Here is a 22938-nt window from a genome sequence, read left to right as displayed (position 1 = left end):
CTGGGTCAGGTGAGGAGGGAGAGGCGGTGGGCGGTGGCGGCGGCTTCGCCGCGGGTGGAGACGCGGAGTTTGGCGAGGATGTTGGAGACGTGCACGCTCACCGTCTTGGCCGAGATGAACAGTTCGGTGGCGATGTCCCGGTTCGAACGGCCGAGGGCGACCAGGCGGAGCACTTCCAGCTCGCGCGGCGTGAGCTCGGCCGCGGTGACGTGGCCGTTCAGAGCGCCCGCGGGCTCCTTGGGGCTCTCGGTGAGGACGGCTCCGACGCGGCGGGCCAGTGACTCGATCGTGGTGAGCAGCGGCCTGGCGCCGAGCCCCGCGGCGAGGGGGTAGGCCTCCCGCAGCCGGGACGCCGCCCCGTCCCGGTCGCCCGACTGCGCGGCCTCGGCGGCGGCTTCGGTGAGGGAGACGGCGCGGGTGTGCGGCCGTCCGAGCCGTTCCCAGGCGGCGGCCGCCTCGTCGAACCGGCCGCGGCACATCAGCCGGTACGCCTCGGCGACGGCCCCCTTGGCGGGCAGGCTCTCCACCATCTCCTGCACCTTGGCCCACGTCTGCCGGGAGAGCTCGGGTGCGATGGATTCGGCCGCCTGGTGCACCAGGCGGATCAGTGCCATGCTGCGCCAGCCCAGCATCGGCTTGCTGGAGTGCGGGGTGCGCGACGACAGCAGTTGCTCGGCCGCGCGGAGCGCCTCGACGGGATTCCCGCGCAGCAGGTGCAGCTCGACGTTCAGGCGAAGGTTGGTCATCCACCGCTGCGCGAACTCGTCCGGCTGGCCGTGCATGCCGCCGATGTCGGCGAGGACGGCCGCCAGGAGGTCGATCTCGCCGCGCCCGGCGGCGATGTCCGCACGTACACGCAGCAGGTAGCCGCGGGTGCGCGGGAGCGGATCCATGGTGAGGGCGCGCTCGATGATCTCGACGGCCTCGTCCCAGCGGCCGAGGGCCTCCAGGGCCTCGGCCCGGTTGTTGGCGATGAACGCGCCCGAGACGCGGTACCGGCCGTACTTGCGCGCCTTGGCCTCGCCGCGCAGGGCGAGTTCGACGGCCTCTTCGGAGCGGCCGAGGTTGTTCAGGGCGTCGACGTTGTTGGCCAGGGCGCGGAGCACGATGCGGGGTGATTCGAGGCGCTCGCCGATCTCGATGGCGCGCTGGTTGGTGAGGAGCGCCGCCTCCAGGTCGCCGTCCAGCGACTGCCCGAGCGCGAGGTTGGTCAGCAACTCGGCTTCCAGGCACTCGTCGCCGAGGTCGCGGGCGATGCCGAGCGCCTCCCGGGTGAGCGCGGCGCCTTCCTGCGTCTCGTGGGTGAACATGAGGTACGAGCCGAGCCTGGACAGGACCCGGACGCGGGCGGCGCTCGGTGTCCGGACCAGCCGCTCGGCGTACCTCAGGTGGTCGGCGGCGTCCGACCGCCCCTTGTCGATCTTGAATTGGCTCCGGCGGACGAGCAGGTTGGCGACGCGCTCCGGCTCGGCGGCCTCGTCCAGTTCGGCCAGGGCGCCCTTGACGTACTTCAGGCCGCGGTCGGGCTCACCGGTGATCGCGGCGGCCTCGGAGGCGAGTTCCAGGAGGGTGGTGTGGGACACGCCGATGCGTTCGGCGGCGTCCGGGACCCGGTCCCAGAGGGAGAGCACCCGTTCGAGCAGCTGGATCTGCTCGGTGTAGGCGAAGGCGGCGTGCGCCTTGCCCGCCGCCTCCCAGGCGGAGACGAGCGCCCAGAGGTTGTCCCGCGCGGAGTACCAGTGGTGCGCGATCTCGATGGCCGCCCGCCCGGGCGGCACGAGCCTGCGGTCGCGGTCGATCTCCTCGGCGAACCGGGCGTGGATGCGGTTGTGCTCGCCGGGCAGCATCTCGTCGTGCACGGCCTCGCGGATCAGGGAGTGCCGGAAGGCGTACGCCCGTCCGTCGGCGACCTGGATGACGTTGCCGGCGATGGCGGGCCGCAGGGCGGCCTCCAGGTCCAGGTCGGACAGGTCGGTGACCGCGGCGAGGAGTTCGTGCCCGACGCGGTTGCCGCCGGCCGCCGCGATGCGCAGGACGCGCTGGGTCTCCTCGGGGAGCCGCTCGACCGAGGCGATGATCAGGTCCTGGAGCGACTCGGGGAGGCTGCAGGCGTCCCCGCACTCCATCAGGGCCTCGACGAAAAGGGGGATGCCTTCGCTGCGCCGGTAGACGCTCTTCACCAGCGACCATTCGGGGACGTCCCCACGTATCCCGGCCATCTGCGCCGCCACCTCCTCCTCGGTGAGGCGGGGCAGGTCGATCCGTGCGACGCCCTCGACCCGGCCGAGCTCGGCGAGCACCGGCCGGAGCGGGTGCTGGCGGTGCAGTTCGTCGGAGCGGTACGTCATGACCAGCAGGACGGGGGCGTCCTTGAGGTTACGGCTGAGGAAGGCGATCAGGTCGCGGCTGGAGCGGTCGGCCCAATGGATGTCCTCGATCACGAGGATCACCGGGCGCCGCTCGGCGAGGCGCTCCAGCAGCGTGAGGAACTGCTCGAACAGGCGGGCCCGGCCGGTCTCGGTCTCCTTGTCGCCGCTCGGCTCGCCGAACTCGGGCAGCAGCCTGGCGAGGTCGCGGTCGCCGCCCTCGGGCAGCAGGGCGGCCACGTCGGGGGCGCCCATCTCCTTGACGAGCTGGCGCAGGGCCGCGGTGAACGGGGCGTAGGCGAGGCCTTCGGTGGACAGCTCGACGCATCCGCCCATGAGCACGTGCGCGCCGGCCGACGCGGCCTGTTCGGCGAAGCGGGTCACCAGGCGCGTCTTGCCGCCGCCCGCCTCGCCGCCGATGAGGACCGCCGACGCGGCCTGCTTGCGTGCCTCTTCGAATGCCTCGGACAGTGTTCCCAGTTCGGCTTCGCGTCCCACGAATACGGGACTCACCATCCGACCCACCATGTCTGCAAGCATGTCACGACCTATGACGTGGTACGGCCCTGTTTATCCCTAGGTGAAATGGATTAAGGGGGTTCGGTTGCCCGGCCGGGAGGGAGGCTCCGGCCGGGCTTCGTCGTCCAGGGTTTCTCGCGCCCGGCGTGATCCTGGGCGGCGACACGAACGGGCGTCCGCTCCGTGTGAGCGCGTCCGCCGCCGAGGCGGGCGGCCCGCTGAGCGGTGACCTGCGGGGTCACGAGGTGCGCAGCTTGCCGAAGACCGCGCGCACCCGCCGCTGCGGGCCGCCGTTCTTGGCGGCCTTGCGGCTCGCCGCCGCCTCGTTGGCCCGGCGGTGGGCCTCCGCCTCGTGGTGGAGCTCGGATACCCGGTTGACGATGAGCTGGTAGTGAAGCTCGGGAGCCATTTCGGCATCTCCTTGAAGGTCGTCTTTTTCTGACACCTCAAGACTCGCCCTAAGGCCCCCCTCCTCACATCGGGCGGATGCCTTATCTCACGGGCCACCTTCGTCTTAGGACCGCCTAGGCCCCGCTCAGGACGCCTTAGACGCCGCTCGAGCCCGTCTGAGGCGGGCCGGGCGGCGGGACGTCATCGCTGGTCGGAGAGGGTTTCCGGTCGCGCGTGGCAGGGATCGCGGTGGGTGAGCGAACCCACCGGGAAGGAAGGGGCCGGCAGCGGATGGGCCGCCTCGGGCCGCAGGGCGTCCAGTAGGAGCGCCAGGTAGCGCCGCCACACGTCGGCGGCGCGTTCCCCGAACCACATCGTGCTCACCAGCATGAGGAACAGCCGAGGGAGGTCGTCCGTGCACAGGTCGGCACGGACGCGCCCCGCCCGCTGCGCGCGCTCGACAACGGTGGCGAGCGCGACGAAGAACCGCGCCTGGAGGCCCTTGAGCACCGAAGGGTCATGGGTCGCCTTGATGACGTGGTGCTCCTCCGCCGCCATGGCGAGGACGGCCTCCAGCACGCGCACCATGCCCCGCCAGGGGTCGTCGTCGGTGAGGGCCTGGGCGATCGCGGGCTCGACCCGTTCGTCGTAGGACGACAGCAGCACGGCCTGGACGAGGTCCTCCTTGGTCGGGAAGCGCCGGTAGAGGGTGGCCACCCCCACCCCTGCCCGCCGGGCGACCTCCTCCAGCGAGACACTGACACCGGCCTCGGCGAACGCCGCCCGCGCCGCGCGCACGAGCCGTTCGGCGTTTCTCGCCGCGTCGGCCCGGAGGGGGCGTCGAGGGGTGCTGCTCATCTGAGCCATGGTAACAGGTGATAGCGTACTATCACTTTAGTGGCCTTCAGCGCTGGAGCCCCCTCAGGGCGCAGCCGTCCCCACGGAAGGAACAACGAACGATGACCGAGACTCCGTTCGCCCCGCCCCACATCATGAGAAATCGGTTCGATCCCGTGCCCGAGCTGGCCCGCCTACGCGCCGAGGAGCCGGTCACCCGCACCAGGACCGCGTTCGGCACGGACGCCTGGCTGGTGACGAGGTACTCCGACGTCCGTGAGGTGCTGGGCGACACCGCACGGTTCAGCAACCGGGTGCGTCCCCCGTTCGCCCCGGCGGGCGTCCGGTCGGGATTAGAAACGGAGAGCGGTCCCGCGGAGGGCCGCCCGCAGCCGGGCCGTCCCGGCGCCGGGATGCTGCTCGGTTACGACCCGCCCGACCACACCCGGCTGCGCCGCATGCTCACCGGCGAGTTCACGATGCGGCGCATGCGCCGGCTCCAGCCCCGCATCGAGGCCATCGTCGCCGAACACCTTCAGGCGATGGAGGACGCCGGGCCGCCCGCCGACCTGGTGAAGTCGTTCGCCCTGCCCATCCCCTCGCTGGTCATCTGCGAGCTGCTCGGCGTCCCCTACGCCGACCGGGACGAGTTCCAGCGGCGCAGCAACGACCGGCTGAACGTCCTTCTTCCCATCGAGACCCGCCTGCAGGCGGGCGAGGAGTCCCTGGCCTACATGGCCGGGCTGGTCGCCGAGCAGCGTAAGAAGCCCGGCGACGACATGATCGGCATGCTGGTGCGCGAGCACGGCGACGAGCTGGCGGACGACGAACTCACCGGCATCGCCGACCTGCTGCTGCTCGCCGGGCACGAGACCACCTCGAACATGCTCGGCCTCGGCACGCTCCTGCTGCTGCAGAACCCCCGTGAGCTGGCCATGGTGCGCGACGGCGACCAGGTCGAGGAGGCCGTGGAGGAGCTGCTGCGTTACCTGTCGATCGTCCACACGGTCCTCCCCCGGGTCGCCAAGGAGGACGTCGTCCTGTCCGGCCAGCTCATCAAGGCAGGCGAGGTGATCCTCTGCTCGCTGCCCTCCGCCAACCGCGATCCGGCCCTGGGCGACGATCTCGACCGCTTCGACCTCGGCCGGGACGCCGGTCCGCACATCGCGTTCGGGCACGGCATCCACCACTGTCTCGGCGCGCCGCTGGCCCGCATGGAGATGCGCACCGCCTTCCCCGCCCTGCTGCGCCGCTTCCCGGGGCTGCGTCTGGCCGTCCCGCTGGAGGAGGTCCCGTTCCGGGCGTACTCCGTGGTGTACGGCGTGGAGTCGCTCCCGGTGGCGTGGTGATCCGCCGGGTTTCTCTGGCGGCGTAAGCCGCCGGGAGAGGTCGCCGTGAGCCACCGGCCCGCCGTAAAGGGCAAGGTGGGTGGCTCACGGCGACATTTGCTGAAATATCAGGCGCCACCTCGGCTGATGCCTCGGTTTGGAACAATCAGGCCGGTCGGCGATGCTGGGGTGGTGTCAACACTGACGACTTCGCCTGCGGGGATCGCGTCATCGAACGCGACCCTTCGGGCATTTCTCCACGGCCTGCCCGGGGTCGACCGCGTTGGTGCCGACCAGCGCGCCGCGATGCTGGGCACCCGATCGATCAAGACGACCGCCAAGGCCCGGGCGATCGACCTGGCGATCTCCATGGTCGACCTGACGACCCTGGAGGGCGCCGACACCGCCGGCAAGGTGCGCGCCATGTGCGCCAAGGCCGCCCACCCGGACCCCGCCGACCCCTCCGTCCCCAAGGTCGCCGCCGTCTGCGTGTACCCCGACCTGGTCGCGGTCGCGGTCGAGGCGCTGGGCGGCTCGGGAGTGAAGGTCGCCTCCGTCGCGACCGCCTTCCCCAGCGGCAGGTCCTCCGTCGAGGTGAAGGCGCAGGACACCGCGCTGGCGGTGTCGGCGGGCGCCGACGAGATCGACATGGTGATCGACCGCGGCGCGTTCCTGTCGGGCGACTACCTGAAGGTGTTCGAGGAGATCGCCGCGATCAAGGCCGCCTGCGCCCGTGACGGCGACGCGCACGACGCCCACCTGAAGGTGATCCTGGAGACCGGCGAGCTGACGACGTACGACAACGTGCGGCGGGCCTCCTGGCTGGCGATGCTGGCCGGGGCCGACTTCATCAAGACCTCGACCGGCAAGGTCTCCCCGGCCGCCACCCTGCCCGTCACGCTGGTGATGCTGGAGGCCGTGCGCGACTTCCGCGCCCAGACCGGCCGCATGGTGGGCGTGAAGCCCGCGGGCGGCATCCGCACGACCAAGGACGCCATCAAGTACCTGGTGCTGGTGAACGAGACCGCGGGGGCCGACTGGCTCGACCCCGACTGGTTCCGCCTGGGCGCCTCCAGCCTGCTCAACGACCTGCTGATGCAGCGCCAGAAGCTCGCCACCGGACGTTACGCCGGTCCCGACTACTTCACCCTCGACTGAGGCGGCCGCCATGTTCGAATACGCACCCGCGCCCGAGTCGCGCGACATCGTCGACATACGCCCCTCCTACGGCCTGTTCGTCAACGGCGAGTGGGTCGACCCGCTGGGCGACGAGCGGGACAAGACCGTCAACCCGGCCACCGAAGAGGTCCTCGCCGAGTTCGCCGTCGCCTCCGACGCCGACGTCGACCGCGCGGTCTCGGCGGCGCGCAAGGCGTACGAGTCGGTCTGGGCCCAGCTGCCCGGCCGCGAGCGCGCCAAGTACCTTTTCCGGATCGCCCGCATCATCCAGGAGCGTGCCCGCGAGCTGGCCGTGCTGGAGTCGCTCGACAACGGCAAGCCGATCCGGGAATCACGTGACGTCGACCTGCCTCTGGTGGCGGCGCACTTCTTCTACTACGCCGGTTGGGCCGACAAGCTCGGCTACGCCGGGTTCGGTCCCGCTCCGAAGCCGCTCGGCGTGGCCGCCCAGGTCATCCCGTGGAACTTCCCGCTGCTCATGCTGGCGTGGAAGATCGCCCCTGCGCTGGCCTGCGGCAACACCGTCGTGCTCAAGCCCGCCGAGACCACGCCGCTGACCGCGCTGGCGTTCGCCGAGATCTGCCGGCAGGCCGACCTGCCTCCCGGCGTGGTGAACATCGTGACCGGGGCCGGGGCCACCGGCCAGGCGCTGGTGAACCACCCCGACGTGAACAAGGTGGCCTTCACCGGTTCCACCGAGGTCGGCCGCCTGATCGCCCGTTCGGTCGCCGGCACCGGCAAGAAGCTCACGCTGGAGCTCGGCGGCAAGGCCGCCAACATCGTCTTCGACGACGCCGCGCTCGACCAGGCCGTCGAGGGCATCGTGAACGGCATTTTCTTCAACCAGGGCCACGTGTGCTGCGCCGGCTCGCGGCTACTGGTGCAGGAGTCGATCGCCGACGAGCTGCTCGCGGCGCTGAAGCGGCGGCTGTCCACCCTGCGGCTGGGCGACCCGCTCGACAAGAACACCGACATCGGCGCGATCAACTCCGCCGCTCAGCTCGCCAAGATCAGGGAGCTGAGCGAGGCGGGCGAGCAGGAGGGCGCCGAGCGCTGGTCGCCGTCCTGCCCGATCCCCGACAGGGGCTACTGGTTCCCGCCGACGGTGTTCACCGGCGTGGCCCAGTCGCACCGCATCGCCCGTGAGGAGATCTTCGGGCCGGTGCTGTCGGTGCTGACCTTCCGCACCCCGGCCGAGGCCGTCGAGAAGGCCAACAACACCCCGTACGGGCTGTCGGCGGGCGTGTGGACCGAGAAGGGGTCGCGCATCCTGTGGATGGCCGACAAGCTCCGCGCCGGAGTGGTGTGGGCCAACACCTTCAACCGCTTCGACCCCACCTCGCCCTTCGGGGGCTACAAGGAGTCCGGTTACGGACGCGAAGGCGGACGGCATGGACTGGAGGCGTATCTCGATGTCTGACCACTGCGAGCACCGCCGCCGGCCGCGCCGGATCCGGCGTTCCCAGACCACCCGCGGGCACGCCCACGCCCGGGCGGGCCGTACGGCCACGTCCGCCCGTCAGGGCTGGTTCGCCCACCGTTGCGGGGTGAGCCGCTGCCGTCACGTCTTCACCCCGGTGCGGCTCTCGCCGGAAGAGATGACCTGGAGGGGCGATGACTGAGCCGGGCAGGCTCGCCGTACGCAAGACGTACAAGCTGTACATCGGCGGGGCGTTCCCGCGGTCGGAGAGCGGAAGGTCCTATGTCGTGACCTCCTCAAAGGGCGAGTTCCTCGCCAACGCCTCCCGGGCCTCCCGCAAGGACGCCCGCGACGCGGTGACGGCCGCCCGTAAGGCGTTCCCCGGCTGGTCGGGCGCCACGGCGTACAACCGCGGGCAGATCCTCTATCGGATCGCCGAGATGCTGGAGGGCCGCCGGGCCCAGTTCGCGGCCGAGATCGCCGACGCCGACGGGGTGCCGGCGCGGCGGGCGGGCGAGCTGGTGGACGCCGCCGTCGACCGGCTGGTCTGGTACGCGGGCTGGTCCGACAAGATCGGTGCGGTGCGGGGCGCGGCCAACCCGGTCGCCGGGCCGTACTTCAACCTGTCCACCCCCGAGCCCACCGGCGTGGTCGCCGTCGTGGCGCCGCAGGAGGGGCCGCTGCTCGGCCTGATCTCGGTGATCGCCCCGGTGATCGTCACGGGCAACACCTGCGTGGTGGTGGCGTCCGAGCGGGCGCCGCTGCCGGCGATCACGCTGGGCGAGGTGCTCGCCACCTCCGACCTGCCCGGCGGCGTGGTGAACCTGCTCACCGGCCGGGTGGCCGAGCTCGCGCCGTGGCTGGCCTCGCACATGGACGTCAACGCGATCGACCTGACCGGCTGCCCCGAGGAGCTGGCGGTGGCGTGCGAGCGCGACGCCGCCGAGAACCTCAAGCGGGTGCTGCGCCCGCGCGGCACGACCGACTGGCTCGCCGACCCCGGGACCGACCGCATGACGGCCTTCCTGGAGACCAAGACCGTCTGGCACCCGCTGGGCGTCTGACGCGCGACCGCCCCGAGCCGCCGAGCGTAGCGAGGCGAATAAGCGCAGATCGGGCACCCGGTATCGGGTGCCCGATCAACGGGTCATCGTGACTGGAGGGCGTCAAGGGCGACGGCCATCGCGATGATCACCCGCCGGTCGAGGCGGGGGTCGTTGATCTCGACGGCGTACCGGTCGCGCAGGCCCCACTTGCGGTCGACCGAGAACGCGATCTGCGCGCCGGCGCCGAAGTCGAAGTGGTACGGCAGCCAGGACAGCGAGTCGACGAAGCGCCGCAGGATGCTGACCAGCAGGCTGCGCTCCTGCCCGGTGAAGGTGGGCATGCCCGGCTGCTGGAAGTGCCAGGTCGAGCGGAGCAGCGACGCCGCGAAGTCCTTCTTGAAGAAGCCGATCGGCTGCCCGGTGTGGTCGACCACGTCGTACCCGCTGGCCAGGTCGATGACCTTGCGCGCCTTGAAGCCGGCGAGGACGAACTGCCGCGACTCGTCGGTGTAGAGGGTGACCTGCTCCTTGAAGGCCAGGCGCTTCTGCTCGGCGAAGGCGACCATCGGGCCTTCGGACCCGTCGGGCTGCTCCAGGTGCACGACGTAACGGTTCACCATCATGGTGATCTTCTGGCGAACGAGCAGGCGGTGCTGGGCCTGCAGGGTCCGGAGGTCCACTTTTCTCTCCACGGTCCGAGGGGTTGCCACCTTAAGGCTTCCGGCTCCGGATCATCGCACGCGTGTGACGGTTCTAAAGCCGGTGAATGACTTTCCCGGAACCGGGAAGAGGATTCGTTCGTTGGCAGAGTGAATCGAAAACGGGGGAGGAGCCAGAATGTTCCGGTCGAGAGAACACAAGATCATTGCAGGCGTCTGCGGTGGCATCGCCGAGAAATGGGGCTGGCGTCCCACCATGGTGCGCCTGCTGTTCCTGCTTTCCTGCATCCTTCCTGGACCGCAGTTCATCATCTACCTGATCATGTGGGCCTTCATCCCGAAGGCTCCGGCGCGCGCGGGCTACGGGCAGTGGTGAGGGGCGCCGCCCGAATCGTCCATTCATAGGACGTAAGCTCGGACGCGTGAGCGAACGAACCGTACGTCCGCGCCCCCTGGCCCTGATCCAGGACGACCTGGTCGAGTACGAAGAGGCCATGGAGCGCATGACCGAGCTGGTCGCCGCGCGACAGCGTGGTGACCGGCCGGACACGTTGTGGCTGCTCAGCCACCCGCAGGTGTTCACGATCGGCAAGCGCACCGCCGCCGAGCACCTGCCCGATCCCTCGCATGGCATCCCCGTCGTCCCCACGGGGCGGGGAGGTCAGCTCACCTACCACGGGCCCGGCCAGCTGGTCGGCTACCTCATCGTCCAGCTCCGCCCGGACGAGGGGGTCGTCGACTACGTCCGCGAGGTGGAGCTGCGGCTCGTCGAGGCGCTGGAGAAGCTCGGCGTCCCGGCGGAGCGCCGCGAGACCCCGCCGGGCTCGGAGCTGCTCACGGGTGTCTGGACGCGCGACACCGGCCGCAAGATCGTGTCGATCGGCATGCGGGCCGGCCGCGGCGTCACCAGCCACGGTTTCGCGCTGAACGTCGACGGCGACCTCACGCCGTGGAACTACGCGGTGCCGTGCGGCATGCCCGAGGTCGACATGACCTCGCTCGCCCGCGAGCTCGCCGATCCGCCGTCGATGGAGCAGGTCCGCCGGGTGGTCGCCGAGGGCTTCGAGGCCTGTTCTCCGCACGAGCCCGAATAGCCCTGGTAAGGCGGTGTACGTCGTCCGCTGCTATCGGTGATCAACTCAGGGCGATGTGCGGGAAACGGGTCCCGGCGCCGGCCGCCTCCTGACCCGCCGGGAACGGTACGGCCCGCGCCCCGCGAGGCGCGAGCCGTACGGCCCGGGGGCGGGTCAGCCGATGGTCTCCGCGTTCCCGGCCGGCACCTCCTCGATGGTGCGGCGGGGGCCGGTGAACCAGTGCCGCGCCGACAGGGTCCACCACAGGGCGATGCCGATGAGCACCGCCCCGACCGCGATCGGCGCGTAGTTGACCGAGGTCAGGGTGAAGTCCTTGTTCCCCGGCACCCCGGCCGGGCTGATCGGCAGGACGAAGTAGATCGAGATGACGGCGATCTCGATCACCGCGATCCAGCCGAAGAGCTTGTACCTGCGGCCGAGCGTCCACGGCCCGGGCCGGAAGGCGTCGCCCATGCGCAGGCGCAGCCAGATCGGGATGAGGAACGCCAGGTACAGCCCGATCACCGCGATCGACACCACGGCGAGGAAGGCCACCGGCGTGGTGGTGCCCTCGGGCGCGTACAGGGCGGGGAGCGTGAGCAGCAGCGCCACGGCGCAGCCCGCGATGATCGCGTTGACCGGGGTCTTGTTCTTGTCGACCTGCGACCACAGCCGCCAGCCCGGCACCGCGCCGTCCCGCGAGAAGGCGTAGGTCATGCGCGACATCGAGGTCACGCAGCTCATCCCGCAGAAGAACTGCCCGATCGTCGAGATGCCGAAGACCACGGTGGCCAGACTCGGGGTCAGCGACGAGGTGAAGATCGCGCCGACGAAGCCGCCCTCCTTGTTGATCGCGTCGATGTCGGTGGCCGCGAACAGGAACGACAGCAGCAGCACCCAGCCGCCGATCGCCGAGTAGAAGATCGACTTCCAGAGCCCCTTGGCGGCGGTCACCGCGGCGCCGTGGGTCTCCTCCGACACGTGCGCGCAGGCGTCGAACCCGGTGATCGTGTACTGGGTGAGCAGGAAGCCGAGCGGCAGGACGTACAGCCAGAACGTCGGCCCGGAGGAGCCGGAGCCGAAGCCCGAGTGGTTGAACTGCTCGAACAGGAAGCCCACGTTCTGGTGCTTGGACGGCCCGAAGATCAGGATGAGCACGACCAGCGCGGCGCCGAACACGTGCCACCACACCGAGACGTTCTGCAGGAACGAGATCAACCGGTGGCTGAAGATGTTGATCAGGGCGTGGAGCACGAGGATCACGGCGAACAGCGCGAACGTCTGCTTCAGCGCGTCGCCGCCCGCCCAGCCGTCGCTGAACCGGCCGATGACGATGTTCAGGAACGTCGCGCAGCCGTAGTCCACCGAGGCGGTCACCGCGATGAGGCCGATCAGGTTGAGCCAGCCGGTGAACCACCCGTGCACGGGCCCGCCCAGCTTCGCCGCCCACCAGTAGATGCCACCCGCCGTCGGATACGCCGACACCAGCTCCGACATGCAGAAACCGATGATCAGGATGAACACCGAGATCAGCGGCCAGCCGACGGAGATGGCCAGCGGTCCGCCGTTGTTCCACGCCTGCCCGAAGGTCGTGAAGCAGCCGGCGAGGATGGAGATGATCGAGAACGAGATCGCGAAGTTGGAGAAGCCGCTCCAGCTTCGTGAGAGCTCCTGCTTGTATCCGAGTTGGGCCAGGCGTTCGGCGTCGTCGTCGAGGTTTGGCTGGGCCATCGGGCCTCCTTGCGTTGCGCGGGGTGGTGCGGTGGTGCTGCGCTAGAGCCGTCTCCGGCCCCGGACGTCGTCGATGAGCCTGCCGAACCCGGGATCGTCGAGGTCCCGGGTGGCTTTGGCGAACTTGGCGGCGGCTTCGGCGTCGTAGTCGAAGTCGGCCGCCGCGGCGTGCTCGGCGAGCAGGCCGTGGTGGACGCTGAACCACAGCGTCCACGTCAGGTTGGACATGATCAGATAGAGCTGGACTCTTGCCGCCGGAGTCTCGTCCCCAAAGTAGGCGCTCGTCAAGCGTCCGGCCATCTCCGCGTCGTAGTCGGCCTCGGCGGCGATGTCGCCCAGCTCGAACGCCGGGTCGTTGTTGCCGGACAGCTGGTAGTCGACGATGCGCACCCGCCGGCCGTCGAAGATGAGGTTCGCGGGCAGCAGGTCGTTGTGGCACGGGACGGTGGGGGCGGGACGGGCGTCCATCGCGGCCTCGATCTCGGCGACGACGGGCAACCGGTCCTCGTACCCCTCGGGGATCTTGAGCTCGTGGGCCCGGCAGAGCCCCAGCAGCTCCTCCAGTTTTCGGAAGATCGAGAAGTCGGTGGCGAACCGGGGCCCCGAGTGCAGTCGCCGGCAGGCCTCGGCGACGTGCGGCGCCATCGCCGGGTCCCGTACGGCCGAAGCGTCGAGGGTGACACCGTCGATGTACTCCAGCAGCACCGCGCCGGGGAGCCTGAGCAGCACCTGGGCCCCCACGCCGGTTCCGGCGGCCCGCACGGTGTTGACGATCTCGAGGTCGAGGGGGATGCCGAGCCCGGCGGCGGACACCTCGGGGTCGAGGACCCGTAGCAGCCAGCGGTCGCCCTGGCCGGTCTCGACGCGCAGGATCTGGTGGCTCAGCCCGCCCTTGAGCCGGGTGCAGGTGACCGGCCGGCCGGCCCAGGCCGAGACGAGTTCGAGTGCCGAGCCGAGGACATCTGGCACGCGGGCCTCCTTTGGTCTACCTTCAGACCATTGATCCGATTATGCGCGCCGCTCGTTACACGGGGGTACCGATGGTGAAACTTCCCGCCGAGGCGCAGGCCGTGGTCGTCGGCGGTGGCGTCGCCGGATGCAGCGTGGCCTACCACCTGGCCAGACTGGGCTGGTCAGACGTCATCCTGCTCGAAAAGCACGAGCTGACGGAAGGCACCACGTGGCACTCGGCCGGATTCGTCGGCCAGCTCCGGTCCACCGTGACTCAGACGCGCATGATCATGTACTCGGCGGGGCTGTACCCCGAGCTCAGCGAGCTGACCGGCCTCGATCCCGGCTGGCACGGCGTGGGCGGCCTGCGCCTGGCGACCACCGCCGAGCGGCACGAGGAGTTGCTGCGGCAGGCGGGCGCCGCCGAGACGTACGGGCTCGACATGGAGCTCCTGTCGCCGGACCGGGCCCGCGACATGCTGCCGCTGCTGGAGGTCGGCGACGTGCGCGCGGCGCTGTGGCTGCCGGGTGACGGCTGGCTCGACCCCGCGAGCCTCGCCCGCGCCCTCGCCGCCGGGGCCGAGAAGCTCGGCGTGCGCATCGTCACCGGGGTCGAGGTGACCGGCGTGGACGTGCGGGACGGCCGGGTCCGGGGCGTCCGGGCAGGCGAGCAGGTGATCAGGACCGAGACCGTCGTGAACGCGGCGGGCGCGGCGGCGGGCAGGCTCGGGCGGCTGGCCGGGGTCGACGTGCCGATCGTGCCGATCAAGCACCAGTACGTCGTGACGAACCCGTTCGGGGTGCCCGCGAGCAGCCCGACCGTGCGCGACCCGGACAACATCGTGTACTTCCGCGAGGAGGGCGGCGGGATCCTCGTCGGCGGGTACATCCGGACGCCGGAGGTGTGGGACACCTCGGCGCCGTTGGCGGAGCCACGCACCCTCTTCGCGCCCGATATGGCGAAATTTCGCGAATCCTGGGAGTCCGCGCGGCGGCGACTGCCCGGCCTCGCGGGCATCGACGGCGACGACCCCGCCGCGTTCGCCAAGGTCGTCCACGGCCCCGAGGCGTTCACCCCCGACGGCGAGTTCCTGCTGGGGGAGACCGCCGTGGCCGGGTTCTGGGTCGCGGCCGGGTTCTGCGTCCACGGACTGGCGGCGGCGGGCGGCGTCGGCAAGGTCATGGCCGAGTGGATCGTCGACGGCACCCCCGAGTACGACGTCTTCGGCATGGACGTCCGCCGCTTCGGCTCCCACGCCCGCGGCTCCCGCTGGGCCAGGGCCAAGGCCCTCGACTCCTACAGCAAGTACTACGACGTGGTCTACCCGGGCGAGGAACGCGCCGCCGCCCGCCCGCTGCGCCGCTCGCCCGCCTGGATCCGGCACGCCGAGCTCGGCGCGGAGTTCGGCGAGAAGACCGGCTGGGAGCGGGTCAACTGGTACTCGCCGGGCGACGACACCTCTGGTGAGGAGTTCCGCCCCGAGGGGTGGGCCGGCAAGTTCTGGTCGCCCGCGATCCGAGCCGAGTGCCTGGCCACCCGCGACACCGCCGGGCTCTTCGACCAGACCTCCTTCGCCAAGCTGGAGATCACCGGTCTCGACGGCCTCCAGCGGCTCTGCGCCAACGACCTCGACCGCCCCGTCGGCTCGGTGGTCTACACCCAGATGCTGAACCCGCGCGGCGGCATCGAGGCCGACGTCACCGTCACCCGCCTGGGCGAGGACCGCTTCCGCATGGTCACCGGCACGGCGTTCGGCGTCCACGACGCGGCGTGGCTGCGGCGGCACGGCCTCGACGTGCGGGACGTCACCTCGGCGTACGCCTGCTACTGCCTGTGGGGTCCCAAGGCCCTGGACATCCTCGGCGAACTGACCGGCGACGACCTGACCTTCGGCTACATGCGGGCGCGGGAGATCACCGTGGGGTACGTCCCGGTGCTGGCGCAGCGGGTGACGTTCGCCGGGGAGTTCGGCTGGGAGCTCTACTGCCCCTCCGAATACGGCCTGACCCTGTGGGACGCGCTGATGGAGGCGGGCCTGCCGCGCGGCATGCGCCCGGCCGGGTACCGCGCCCTCGACTCCCTGCGCCTGGAGAAGGGCTACCGCGTCTGGGGGCTCGACATCACCCCCGAGACCACTCCCCTGGAGGCGGGCCTGGGCTTCGCCGTCAGCCGCGGCAAGGATTTCGTCGGGAGCGACGCCCTGCCCGCCCCCCGGAGCACGCTGCGCTGCCTGGTGCTCGCCGACCCCCGCCAGGTCTGCCTCGGCGGGGAGCCGGTCCGCGTGGACGGCGTACCGGCCTCCCGCGTCACCAGCGGCGGGTACGGGCACCGCGTCGACCGCTCGATCGCCTACACCTACCTCCCCGCGGACCAGGACCCCGGCCGCGTGGAGATCGGCGTCAACGGCGGCTGGGTCTCCGCCGAGATCACCCCCGAACCCCTGTACGACCCGGGCAACCACCGCGTCCGCCACCTGCCGGGCTCCTAGAGGAGCCCGGCAGAGGCCGGTCTCACCGATACGGATTTGTCTCCGGAGGAGCCGAGACGACCGGAGCGAGCAGGAAGACTCTTTCCTGCGACGCGCCGAGAGATAGTGGCATAAGTCGCGAATGAAAGGGTTATTTCGGTTTGGTGCTTTCCCGGGCTGTTCAGGGAAAGAGGGTTGAAGGGCGGGCGGGGTGTGAATAGATCTAGCTGATCCTCCGGCTCCGGGAGCGGGACGGGGTGGTGCCCGGAGCTCGTGGTGGAGGGGACTCCCGGCAACCGACGCCCGAGGAGGGCAGGTATGGAAACTCCGGTCGACCCCGGCGTGAGCGGCCCGGTGAACCTCATGGACCCCGAGTTCATGAAAGACCCCTTCGGCACCTACTCCCGGCTACGCGAGCAGGCCCCGCTGGTGCGGGCCTCGTTCTTCGGGCGCGGCACGCCGATATGGATCGCCACGCGGTACGACGACGTCAAGACGGTGCTGAGCGATTCGCGCTTCGTGAACAACCCGGCGCACGTGCCCGGCCTGGAGGTGGAGAACATCCGGGACAGGGAGCTGAAGGCGCGCGGCATCCCCGAGGAGTACGGCAAGTACATCCTGGACAGCATCCTCGACGCCGACGGCGCCGACCACCTGCGGCTGCGCAAGCTCGTCTCGCGGACCTTCACCGCGCGCCGGGTCGGCGAGCTGCGCCCCCGGGTGGAGGAGATCACCGAGGGCCTGCTCGACCGGCTGCCCGGTCTCGCCGAGAACGGCGTGGTCGACCTGATCGAGCACTTCGCCTACCCACTGCCGATCACGGTCATCTGCGAGCTGGTCGGCATCCCCGAGGACGACCGCCCGCAGTGGCGCGAATGGGGCAAGGCGCTGGTGACGCTGGAGTCGGACGGCATGGCGGACGCCCTGCGCGAGATGATCGCGCACATCCACGACCTGATCGGACGCCGCCGCGCCGCCCCCACCGACGACCTGCTCACCGGCCTGATCCGCACCCACGACGAGGACGGCGACCGGCTGAGCGACACCGAGATGGTCACCCTCGTGCTGACCCTGGTGCTGGCGGGGCACGAGACGACGGCCCACCTGATCGGGAACGGCACGGCGGCCCTTCTCACGCACCCCGACCAGCTCGCGCTGCTGAAGGGCGACCCCGCCATGACCCCGCGCGCGGTGCACGAGCTGATGCGCTGGTGCGGCCCGGTCCAGATGACCCGCCTGCGATACGCCACCGAAGATCTGGAGATCGGGGGCATGCCGGTGCGCAAGGGCGAGCCTGTGGTGGCGGTGCTGGTCGGCGCGAACTACGACCCCCGTGAGTTCGACGACCCCGAACGGCTCGACATCACCCGTGAGCCCGACCGGCGCAAGGAGAACCACGTCGGGTTCGGGCACGGTCTGCACTACTGTCTCGGGGCCGCGCTCGCCCGCCAGGAGGGCGAGGTCGCCTTCGAGGCGCTGTTCCGCCGCTTCCCCGACCTCTCGCTCGCCGTGCCCCCGGCCGAGCTGGAACGCCAGCTCATGCCCGGCTCCTGGCGTCTCGCGCGCCTCCCCGTGAGGTTGTGAGCAGCACCGGACGTCCGGCCGGGCTCCCGAGGGAGGGCCGGCCGGACGGGGTCCATCGCCTCACGTGCCGCCGAAGGCGTCGACGGCGGCCTGGCAGAAGGCCTTGAGGTCGTCGGGCTTGCGGCTGGTGATCAGTGTGTTGGGGCCGTTGCGGCAGATCATCACTTCCTGGTCGACCCACGAGGCGCCGGCGTTGGTCAGGTCGGTCTTCAGGCTCGGCCATGACGTCATCGCGCGGTCGCCGACGACGCGGGCCTCGATCAGCGTCCACGGCGCGTGGCAGATCGCGGCCACCGGCTTGCCCGCGTCGAAGAAGCCCCGGGCGAAGCGCACGGCGTTCTCGTGCATGCGCAGGTGGTCCGGATTCGCCACGCCGCCGGGCAGCACCAGCCCGTCGAAGTCGTCGACGCTCACCTCGTCCACGGTCGCGTCGATGTCGAAGGTGTCCGCCTTGTCGAGGTGCTGGAAGGCCTGGGCCTTGCCGCGCTGGGTGGAGATCAGCCGGGGGGTGCCTCCGGCCTGCTCCACGGCCTTCCACGGCTCGGTCAGCTCGACCTGCTCGATGCCCTCGGGGGCCACCAGAAAGGCGATCGTCTTGCCCTGAAGCATGATGCCTCCTGTGAGCTCGCGTTTTTCCTTTCCAGCTAGCCCGTGCCCGGCAACCGCGCGGGTATGCGCGGTCGCCCTCACAGCTCCTTGCGGAGGGCGTCGAGGAACCGCCTCGACTCGGTGACGGTGGCGGCCTCGACGCACAGGCGGTCCATGACCTTCATGTACGGGTCGGTCTCCTCGCGCTTGTCGAGGTACAGGGCGCTGGTGAGCTGCTCCATGTAGACGACGTCGGGCAGCTCACGCTCGCCGAACCGCAGGATGGTGAACGGCCCGCCCGCGGCCGAGTGGCCGCCCTGCCCGAACGGGATCACCTGGAGGGTGATGGAGGACGACGCCGACAGCTCCAGGAGCCGATCGACCTGGGCCCGCATGACGGCCTGCCCTCCGAGCGGTCGCCGCAGCGCGGCCTCGTCGATCAGGGCCCACAGCCGCGCGCCGTCGGGCGCGAGGACCCGCTGCTGGCGGGCCATCCGCAGCGAGACGCGGCGGCGGATCTCCTCCTCCGACGCCTCGGAGTGCCCGAGCATGATCACCGAGCGGGCGTAGTCCTCGGTCTGAGCCAGGCTCGGGACGAACTGGATCTCGTACGTCCGGATGATCGAGGCCGCCTCTTCGAGCCCGACGTAGAGCTCGAACCAGGTGGGGAGCAGGTCGCTGTACTTGTGCCACCAGCCGGGCGCGTTCGCCTGCTCGGCCAGCTGCAAGAAGGTGTCGCGCTCGTCGGACTCGCCGACGCCGTACAGGGTGAGCAGGTCGGCGACGTCGCGCTTCTTGAAGCCGACGCGGCCGAGCTCCAGACGGCTGATCTTGGCGTGGGAGGCGCGGATGGCCTCGCCGGCCTCCTCCCGGCTGATGCCCCTGGCGATGCGGAGGCGGCGCAGCTGGGTGCCGAGCAGGATGCGCAGGGCCGTCGGTCCGCCGCGAGAGTGCGCGAGAACGCGCCCTTCGGGGGATTCGTCCTGCTCGAGCGCCGAAAACATGAGAGCTCCCTGGAGCCTTGGTGCGATGAGCCGACAGTTTCTCATCCCCCGCTGGAGATCGTACACAGCGGTCCCGGCCCGCGGATTGTTTGAAGGTGACATCCGGGGAAGCGGCCGTCAGAGGACCAAATGTCACGATTCCGTGAGGAAAAACCGGCATCTGCACGTGCATCCGTTCTTGCATGCGTGCCCCACCTGAAGAAAGATTGACTGGCCCACGTCATGTCCGACCGCGTCTAGTGAGGATCTCGATGACCGCACACCTGGCACGCCGGCAAGCCGTGGTCCGGGGAGAGGCTCCCTGGTGGCTGCTGCCCGCCATGGAGGACGACCTGTGGGAACCCCTCGGCGCCGAGCTGTCGGGCGTGGGCCTGTCGAACGTCTCGATCAAGCGCGCCCGTGACTTCACGGTCGCGACCCTGCACAACTGGGGGCTCGGCGAGCTGAGCTCCGACGCCCGGGTGGTCATCTCCGAGCTCGTCACCAACGCCATGCGGCACGCCGGCGCGCCCACCCGGGTCCGGCTGGTCCACCGCGCCTCCCACCTCGTCTGCGCGGTCTTCGACCCCACCGAGCAGCCTCCCGTCGTCACCGAGGCCGACCACTACGCCGAGAGCGGCCGCGGCCTGTGGCTGGTCGAGGCCATGAGCTGCTCCTGGGGCTGGCGCCTTCTGGAAGGGCGCGGCAAGCTCGTCTGGGCCGCCTTCACCACCCCCCACAGCCTCGTCCCGGCGCGCACCTCCGCCTGAATCCGGCCGCCGGACAGGTCACCGGCGGTCGAGGTCGTGGCGTTGCTCCATGACCAGGCGCGTCAGTTCGACGCGGGAGGTCACCTCCAGCTTGCGGAAGATCTGGCGCAGGTGGAACGCCACCGTGTGCACGCTGATGAACATCTGGTCGGCGACCTGGCGGTTGGTCCATCCCTGGGCGACGAGGAGGGAGACCGCGCGTTCGGTGTCGGTCAGGCTGGCCCAGCCGGACACCGGGCGGTCGGCGGTGGCCCAGTGCCGGTGCCGTACGCCCATCCTGCGCAGCCTGCGACGCAGCCGGGCGGCGTCCCGGGTGGACCCCGCCTCCTCGTAGCCCGCCAGCGCCCGGTTCAGCGCCCCGACGGCCGCGTCGGGCTCGCCCCGGGCGGCCAGCGCCAGGCCGAGATCCTCGGCGGCGGACGCCCGCGCCCACGCGTCCGCTCCCTCCTCGGCCGCCCGCGCGAGGGCGGCGACGTCCCCGTCGAGCAGGCCGCGCGCGTGGGCGGCGGCGGTGCGCAGCGTGCCGAACCCGGGGTTGGCGTCCGCCAGGCCCTCGGCCGCCGCGACCACCGACTCCGCGCTCGCCCGGTCGTCCACGGCGAGGGCGAGGCGGACCAGCCAGGCCGCCCCGGCGGGGTCCTCCACAAGCGGTCCGGGCCGTTCCCGCAGCTCAGGGTAGAGGTGCGCGACCTGCTTCATCGCGTCGGCGGGGCCGTCACGGGCCTCCAGCACCCGGGCGGCGGCGGTCGCGTACCGTCCGGGCGTGCCACCGGCGAGGTGCGGGAACCGGCGGTCCCGGCCGGGCTCGATGTGCTCGCTCGCCGCGCGGACGTCGCCGTGGCGCAGGGAGACGGTGGCCAGCACCGATGCCGCCAGAGGCGTGAACAGGCACGTCCCCAGGTCCTCGGCGAGGCGCAGCCCGGCCTCGGCCCTGGCCGCCGCGTCGTCCAGACGGCCGGCCACCAGGTCGGCGCGCGAGCGCAGCACGGCCGCTCCGGGAAGCCAGGCGCCGTGGCCGAGCGCCTCCACCTCCTCGCCGGCCTCCTCGACGACGGCGCGGGCCTCCTCCAATCGGCGCAGGTCGGTGAGCATGGAGGCGAGGGTGAGGCGCGGGTGGGCGCGGCGTACGGCCGGGGGTGCGCCCCGCGCGCGGCGCACGGCCTCGCGGGCCAGCCGCAGGCCGTCGTGGAGCCGCCCCGCCTCCCAGCGCAGAGCCGCGAGAACGGTCATGGCGCCCACGGCTGCGGCCTCCCCGTACCGGTCCGGGGCGGCGAGGACCGCCTCGGCCTCCCGCGCGGCGCGCCCGCTGCCGGGCGTGACGGCCAGCCCGTGCAGCAGGGCGAGGACGGCCCGGTCGCGCAGGCGTCCCGGCAGGTCCGGGGCGGTGAGCGCGGCCTCCGCCTCGCGGACGGCCTGTTCGGCCCGGCCGGTCATGAACAGGATCTCCGACAGCGCGCAGCGCAGCTCCGCGGCGGCGGTGGCGGGCACGGGGCGCGACAGCGTCGACCGGATGAGGCTCTCCGCCTCAGGTAGACGTCCGGCCTCGGTGGTCGCGGTGACGGCGGTGACCACGCGCGCGGGCCTGCCGGGGTCGGTCAGATCGGTGAGCTCGACCACCTGGAGGGCGAGGTCCGCGGCGGCCCGGGGCGAGGTGGGGAGGACCTGGGCGACGGCCTGCTCGAGCCCGGACAGCGTACGGGTGTCGCCCGGCCGGGCGCCCTCGATCAGGTGGCCGGCCGCCTGGACCGCCGACCCGCCCCGCTCCAGCATGATCTTCCCGATCTGGTGGTGCAGCGCGTGCCGGACGGGAGGGGGGATGCCCGCCACGACGGCCCGCCAGACCAGCTCGTGGCGAAACTCCAGCGCGTGCTCGCCGGTGGCGATGATCCCGGAGTCGAAGGCCTCGTCGAAGGCCGGCAGCAGAGCCGCCGGGGGCTTGCCGACCAGTTCGGCGGCGTCCTCGGGGGAGAAGGACCGGCCGAGCACGGCCGCGGCCTCCACCAGTTGCCGGGTCTCGCGCCCGAGCCGGTCGAGCAGGTGCCGTACGTGCAGATGCACGCGTCGTGGCGGCTCGCCGGACAGCAGGTGCGCCCGGCCCTCGCGGGCCTCCACCGAGCCCTCCTCGCGCAGGCCGGTGAGCAGTTCGGTGAGGAGCAGGGGGTTGCCGCCCGCTCCCGCCGCCAGGGCGAGGACGTCCGGCTGGGGCGCGGCGCCGAGGACGTCGGCCGCCACCTCGGCGACCGCGTCGCCGGGGAGCGGGCCGAGTTCGACGCGCTCCGCCCCGTGCCGTTCGAGCAGGCCGAACAGGTGGGCGGTCTCGTCGTCGGCCGCCCGGCGCGGGGCCGGTACCCGCGCGGTACGGCGGGCGAGGAGCCATGCGACCGGCTCGCGGGCGGGCTCCCAGTGGAGGGTGCGCAGCGCCGCGAGCGTGGCGTGGTCCGCCCACTGGAGATCGTCCAGGATGACGAGCACCGGGCGGGTGCCGGCGCACTCGCGTAGCCGCGCCCGCAGCCGCTCCACCAGCCGGATCCGCTCGTCCAGCCCGTCGCGCAGCGCCTCCTCGGCCAGACCGGCGCCGGTGAACGAGGGGCCGAGGGCCGTGAAGAGAGGAGCCAGCGGGATCAGCTCACCGAGCTCCTCGGCGGCGCCCGCGGCCGTGAGGAATCCCCGCCGCGCCGCGAGGGCCGCGGCCTCGGAGAGGAGCAGGCTCTTGCCCGTCCCGTGTTCGCCTTCGACCAGCAGCGTGGCGCCGTGGCCCGCCTCCGCGGTCCTCAGCGCCTGGATGACGGTGTGCCGCTCGCGTTCACGTCCACGCATGTCTCCCCCCGCCTCCCACCAACAGTACATAGGGGATAAAAGGCGTATTTCGGACGGGGTGGCATCCTCCATCCGGCCGGCGCGGCCCCTCCCCGGCACCCTCCGGCGGCACGCCGCGCACCAGGGCCCTCCACCCCGCCGGCGCCACGGACGGCGCCGCGTGCGCAACGACTACCAGGTTGGAGGATGTGAGGTCACCGCCTCTGGACGAGTGTCGGAAACGTGGGAG

General features: G+C 71.4%; 19 protein-coding genes. 10 read left to right on the top strand and 9 right to left on the bottom strand.

Translation table 11 applies throughout. From position 1 onward, the window contains the following. Window positions 1–5: 5 nt before the first annotated feature. The 3 genes from KIK05_RS48425 to KIK05_RS36010 form a co-directional block, all read right to left on the bottom strand. Window positions 6–2882 carry an ATP-binding protein gene (locus KIK05_RS48425; protein WP_284681531.1) on the bottom strand — a complete coding sequence of 959 codons (2877 nt, stop codon included), beginning with the start codon at window positions 2880–2882 and terminating at the stop codon, window positions 6–8. Between the two features lie 241 nt (window positions 2883–3123). Beyond that, entirely contained in the window at window positions 3124–3294 is a 171-nt protein-coding gene (locus KIK05_RS36015) for a hypothetical protein (RefSeq protein WP_214415325.1), read from the bottom strand. A gap of 182 nt (window positions 3295–3476) precedes the next feature. Beyond that, entirely contained in the window at window positions 3477–4133 is a 657-nt protein-coding gene (locus KIK05_RS36010; RefSeq protein WP_214415324.1) for a TetR/AcrR family transcriptional regulator, read from the bottom strand. A 101-nt stretch (window positions 4134–4234) separates the two neighbouring features. On the opposite strand from KIK05_RS36010, the gene KIK05_RS36005 reads away from it, so the two are divergent. The 5 genes from KIK05_RS36005 to KIK05_RS35985 all read left to right on the top strand — a co-directional run bounded on the left by KIK05_RS36005 (window position 4235) and on the right by KIK05_RS35985 (window position 9103). Further along, a complete protein-coding gene (locus tag KIK05_RS36005) occupies window positions 4235–5461 on the top strand; it encodes a cytochrome P450 (protein WP_214415323.1) in 1227 nt (408 codons plus the stop codon). Window positions 5462–5641: 180 nt separating this feature from the next. Then, window positions 5642–6598, top strand: coding sequence for a deoxyribose-phosphate aldolase (gene deoC / locus KIK05_RS36000; RefSeq protein WP_372455639.1), 957 nt, complete (start codon window positions 5642–5644; stop codon window positions 6596–6598). Window positions 6599–6608: 10 nt separating this feature from the next. Further along, window positions 6609–8039, top strand: a complete 1431-nt coding sequence (locus tag KIK05_RS35995) for an aldehyde dehydrogenase family protein (protein WP_214415321.1) — start codon at window positions 6609–6611, stop codon at window positions 8037–8039. After that, on the top strand, window positions 8032–8241 hold the full coding sequence (locus tag KIK05_RS35990) for a hypothetical protein (protein ID WP_214415320.1): 210 nt from the start codon (window positions 8032–8034) through the stop codon (window positions 8239–8241). The genes KIK05_RS35995 and KIK05_RS35990 overlap by 8 nt, the downstream gene beginning before the upstream one ends. Continuing rightward, the gene (locus tag KIK05_RS35985; protein ID WP_214415319.1) at window positions 8234–9103 is read left to right on the top strand and encodes an aldehyde dehydrogenase family protein; all 870 of its coding nucleotides are present in this window, start codon (window positions 8234–8236) and stop codon (window positions 9101–9103) included. The genes KIK05_RS35990 and KIK05_RS35985 overlap by 8 nt, the downstream gene beginning before the upstream one ends. Window positions 9104–9186: 83 nt before the next feature. On the opposite strand, the gene KIK05_RS35980 is transcribed toward KIK05_RS35985, so the two are convergent. After that, on the bottom strand, window positions 9187–9765 hold the full coding sequence (locus KIK05_RS35980; RefSeq protein ID WP_214415318.1) for an LURP-one-related family protein: 579 nt from the start codon (window positions 9763–9765) through the stop codon (window positions 9187–9189). Between the two features lie 157 nt (window positions 9766–9922). On the opposite strand from KIK05_RS35980, the gene KIK05_RS35975 reads away from it, so the two are divergent. Both KIK05_RS35975 and lipB read left to right on the top strand, forming a co-directional pair. Next, the gene (locus tag KIK05_RS35975) at window positions 9923–10120 is read left to right on the top strand and encodes a PspC domain-containing protein (RefSeq protein ID WP_214415317.1); all 198 of its coding nucleotides are present in this window, start codon (window positions 9923–9925) and stop codon (window positions 10118–10120) included. A gap of 46 nt (window positions 10121–10166) precedes the next feature. Continuing rightward, window positions 10167–10838, top strand: a complete 672-nt coding sequence (lipB, locus tag KIK05_RS35970) for a lipoyl(octanoyl) transferase LipB (RefSeq protein ID WP_214415316.1) — start codon at window positions 10167–10169, stop codon at window positions 10836–10838. A gap of 153 nt (window positions 10839–10991) precedes the next feature. Here lipB and KIK05_RS35965 read toward each other — a convergent pair whose 3' ends face one another. Both KIK05_RS35965 and KIK05_RS35960 read right to left on the bottom strand, forming a co-directional pair. After that, the gene (locus KIK05_RS35965; protein WP_214415315.1) at window positions 10992–12548 is read right to left on the bottom strand and encodes an amino acid permease; all 1557 of its coding nucleotides are present in this window, start codon (window positions 12546–12548) and stop codon (window positions 10992–10994) included. 42 nt (window positions 12549–12590) lie between these two features. After that, window positions 12591–13517, bottom strand: coding sequence for a choline/ethanolamine kinase family protein (locus tag KIK05_RS35960; RefSeq protein ID WP_214415314.1), 927 nt, complete (start codon window positions 13515–13517; stop codon window positions 12591–12593). 71 nt (window positions 13518–13588) lie between these two features. On the opposite strand from KIK05_RS35960, the gene KIK05_RS35955 reads away from it, so the two are divergent. Both KIK05_RS35955 and KIK05_RS35950 read left to right on the top strand, forming a co-directional pair. Continuing rightward, window positions 13589–15988: a GcvT family protein gene (locus KIK05_RS35955; RefSeq protein ID WP_214415313.1), complete on the top strand. Its 2400-nt coding sequence runs from the start codon at window positions 13589–13591 to the stop codon at window positions 15986–15988. Window positions 15989–16285: 297 nt separating this feature from the next. Next, the gene (locus KIK05_RS35950; RefSeq protein ID WP_214415312.1) at window positions 16286–17551 is read left to right on the top strand and encodes a cytochrome P450 family protein; all 1266 of its coding nucleotides are present in this window, start codon (window positions 16286–16288) and stop codon (window positions 17549–17551) included. 60 nt (window positions 17552–17611) lie between these two features. Here KIK05_RS35950 and KIK05_RS35945 read toward each other — a convergent pair whose 3' ends face one another. Then, window positions 17612–18160 carry a type 1 glutamine amidotransferase domain-containing protein gene (locus KIK05_RS35945; protein WP_214415311.1) on the bottom strand — a complete coding sequence of 183 codons (549 nt, stop codon included), beginning with the start codon at window positions 18158–18160 and terminating at the stop codon, window positions 17612–17614. 77 nt (window positions 18161–18237) lie between these two features. Further along, window positions 18238–19143, bottom strand: a complete 906-nt coding sequence (locus tag KIK05_RS35940) for a Sco1979 family transcriptional regulator (protein ID WP_214415310.1) — start codon at window positions 19141–19143, stop codon at window positions 18238–18240. Between the two features lie 251 nt (window positions 19144–19394). On the opposite strand from KIK05_RS35940, the gene KIK05_RS35935 reads away from it, so the two are divergent. Continuing rightward, window positions 19395–19892, top strand: a complete 498-nt coding sequence (locus KIK05_RS35935) for an ATP-binding protein (RefSeq protein WP_250564016.1) — start codon at window positions 19395–19397, stop codon at window positions 19890–19892. A gap of 18 nt (window positions 19893–19910) precedes the next feature. Here KIK05_RS35935 and KIK05_RS35930 read toward each other — a convergent pair whose 3' ends face one another. Further along, window positions 19911–22709 (bottom strand): AAA family ATPase, encoded by a 2799-nt coding sequence (locus KIK05_RS35930; protein WP_214415309.1) that lies wholly within the window; start codon window positions 22707–22709, stop codon window positions 19911–19913. Window positions 22710–22938 lie beyond the last annotated feature (229 nt).

This window comes from Sphaerisporangium fuscum (assembly GCF_018531465.1).
Classification (GTDB): domain Bacteria; phylum Actinomycetota; class Actinomycetes; order Streptosporangiales; family Streptosporangiaceae; genus Sphaerisporangium; species Sphaerisporangium fuscum.
This window is presented reverse-complemented; position numbering and strand designations above follow the sequence as displayed.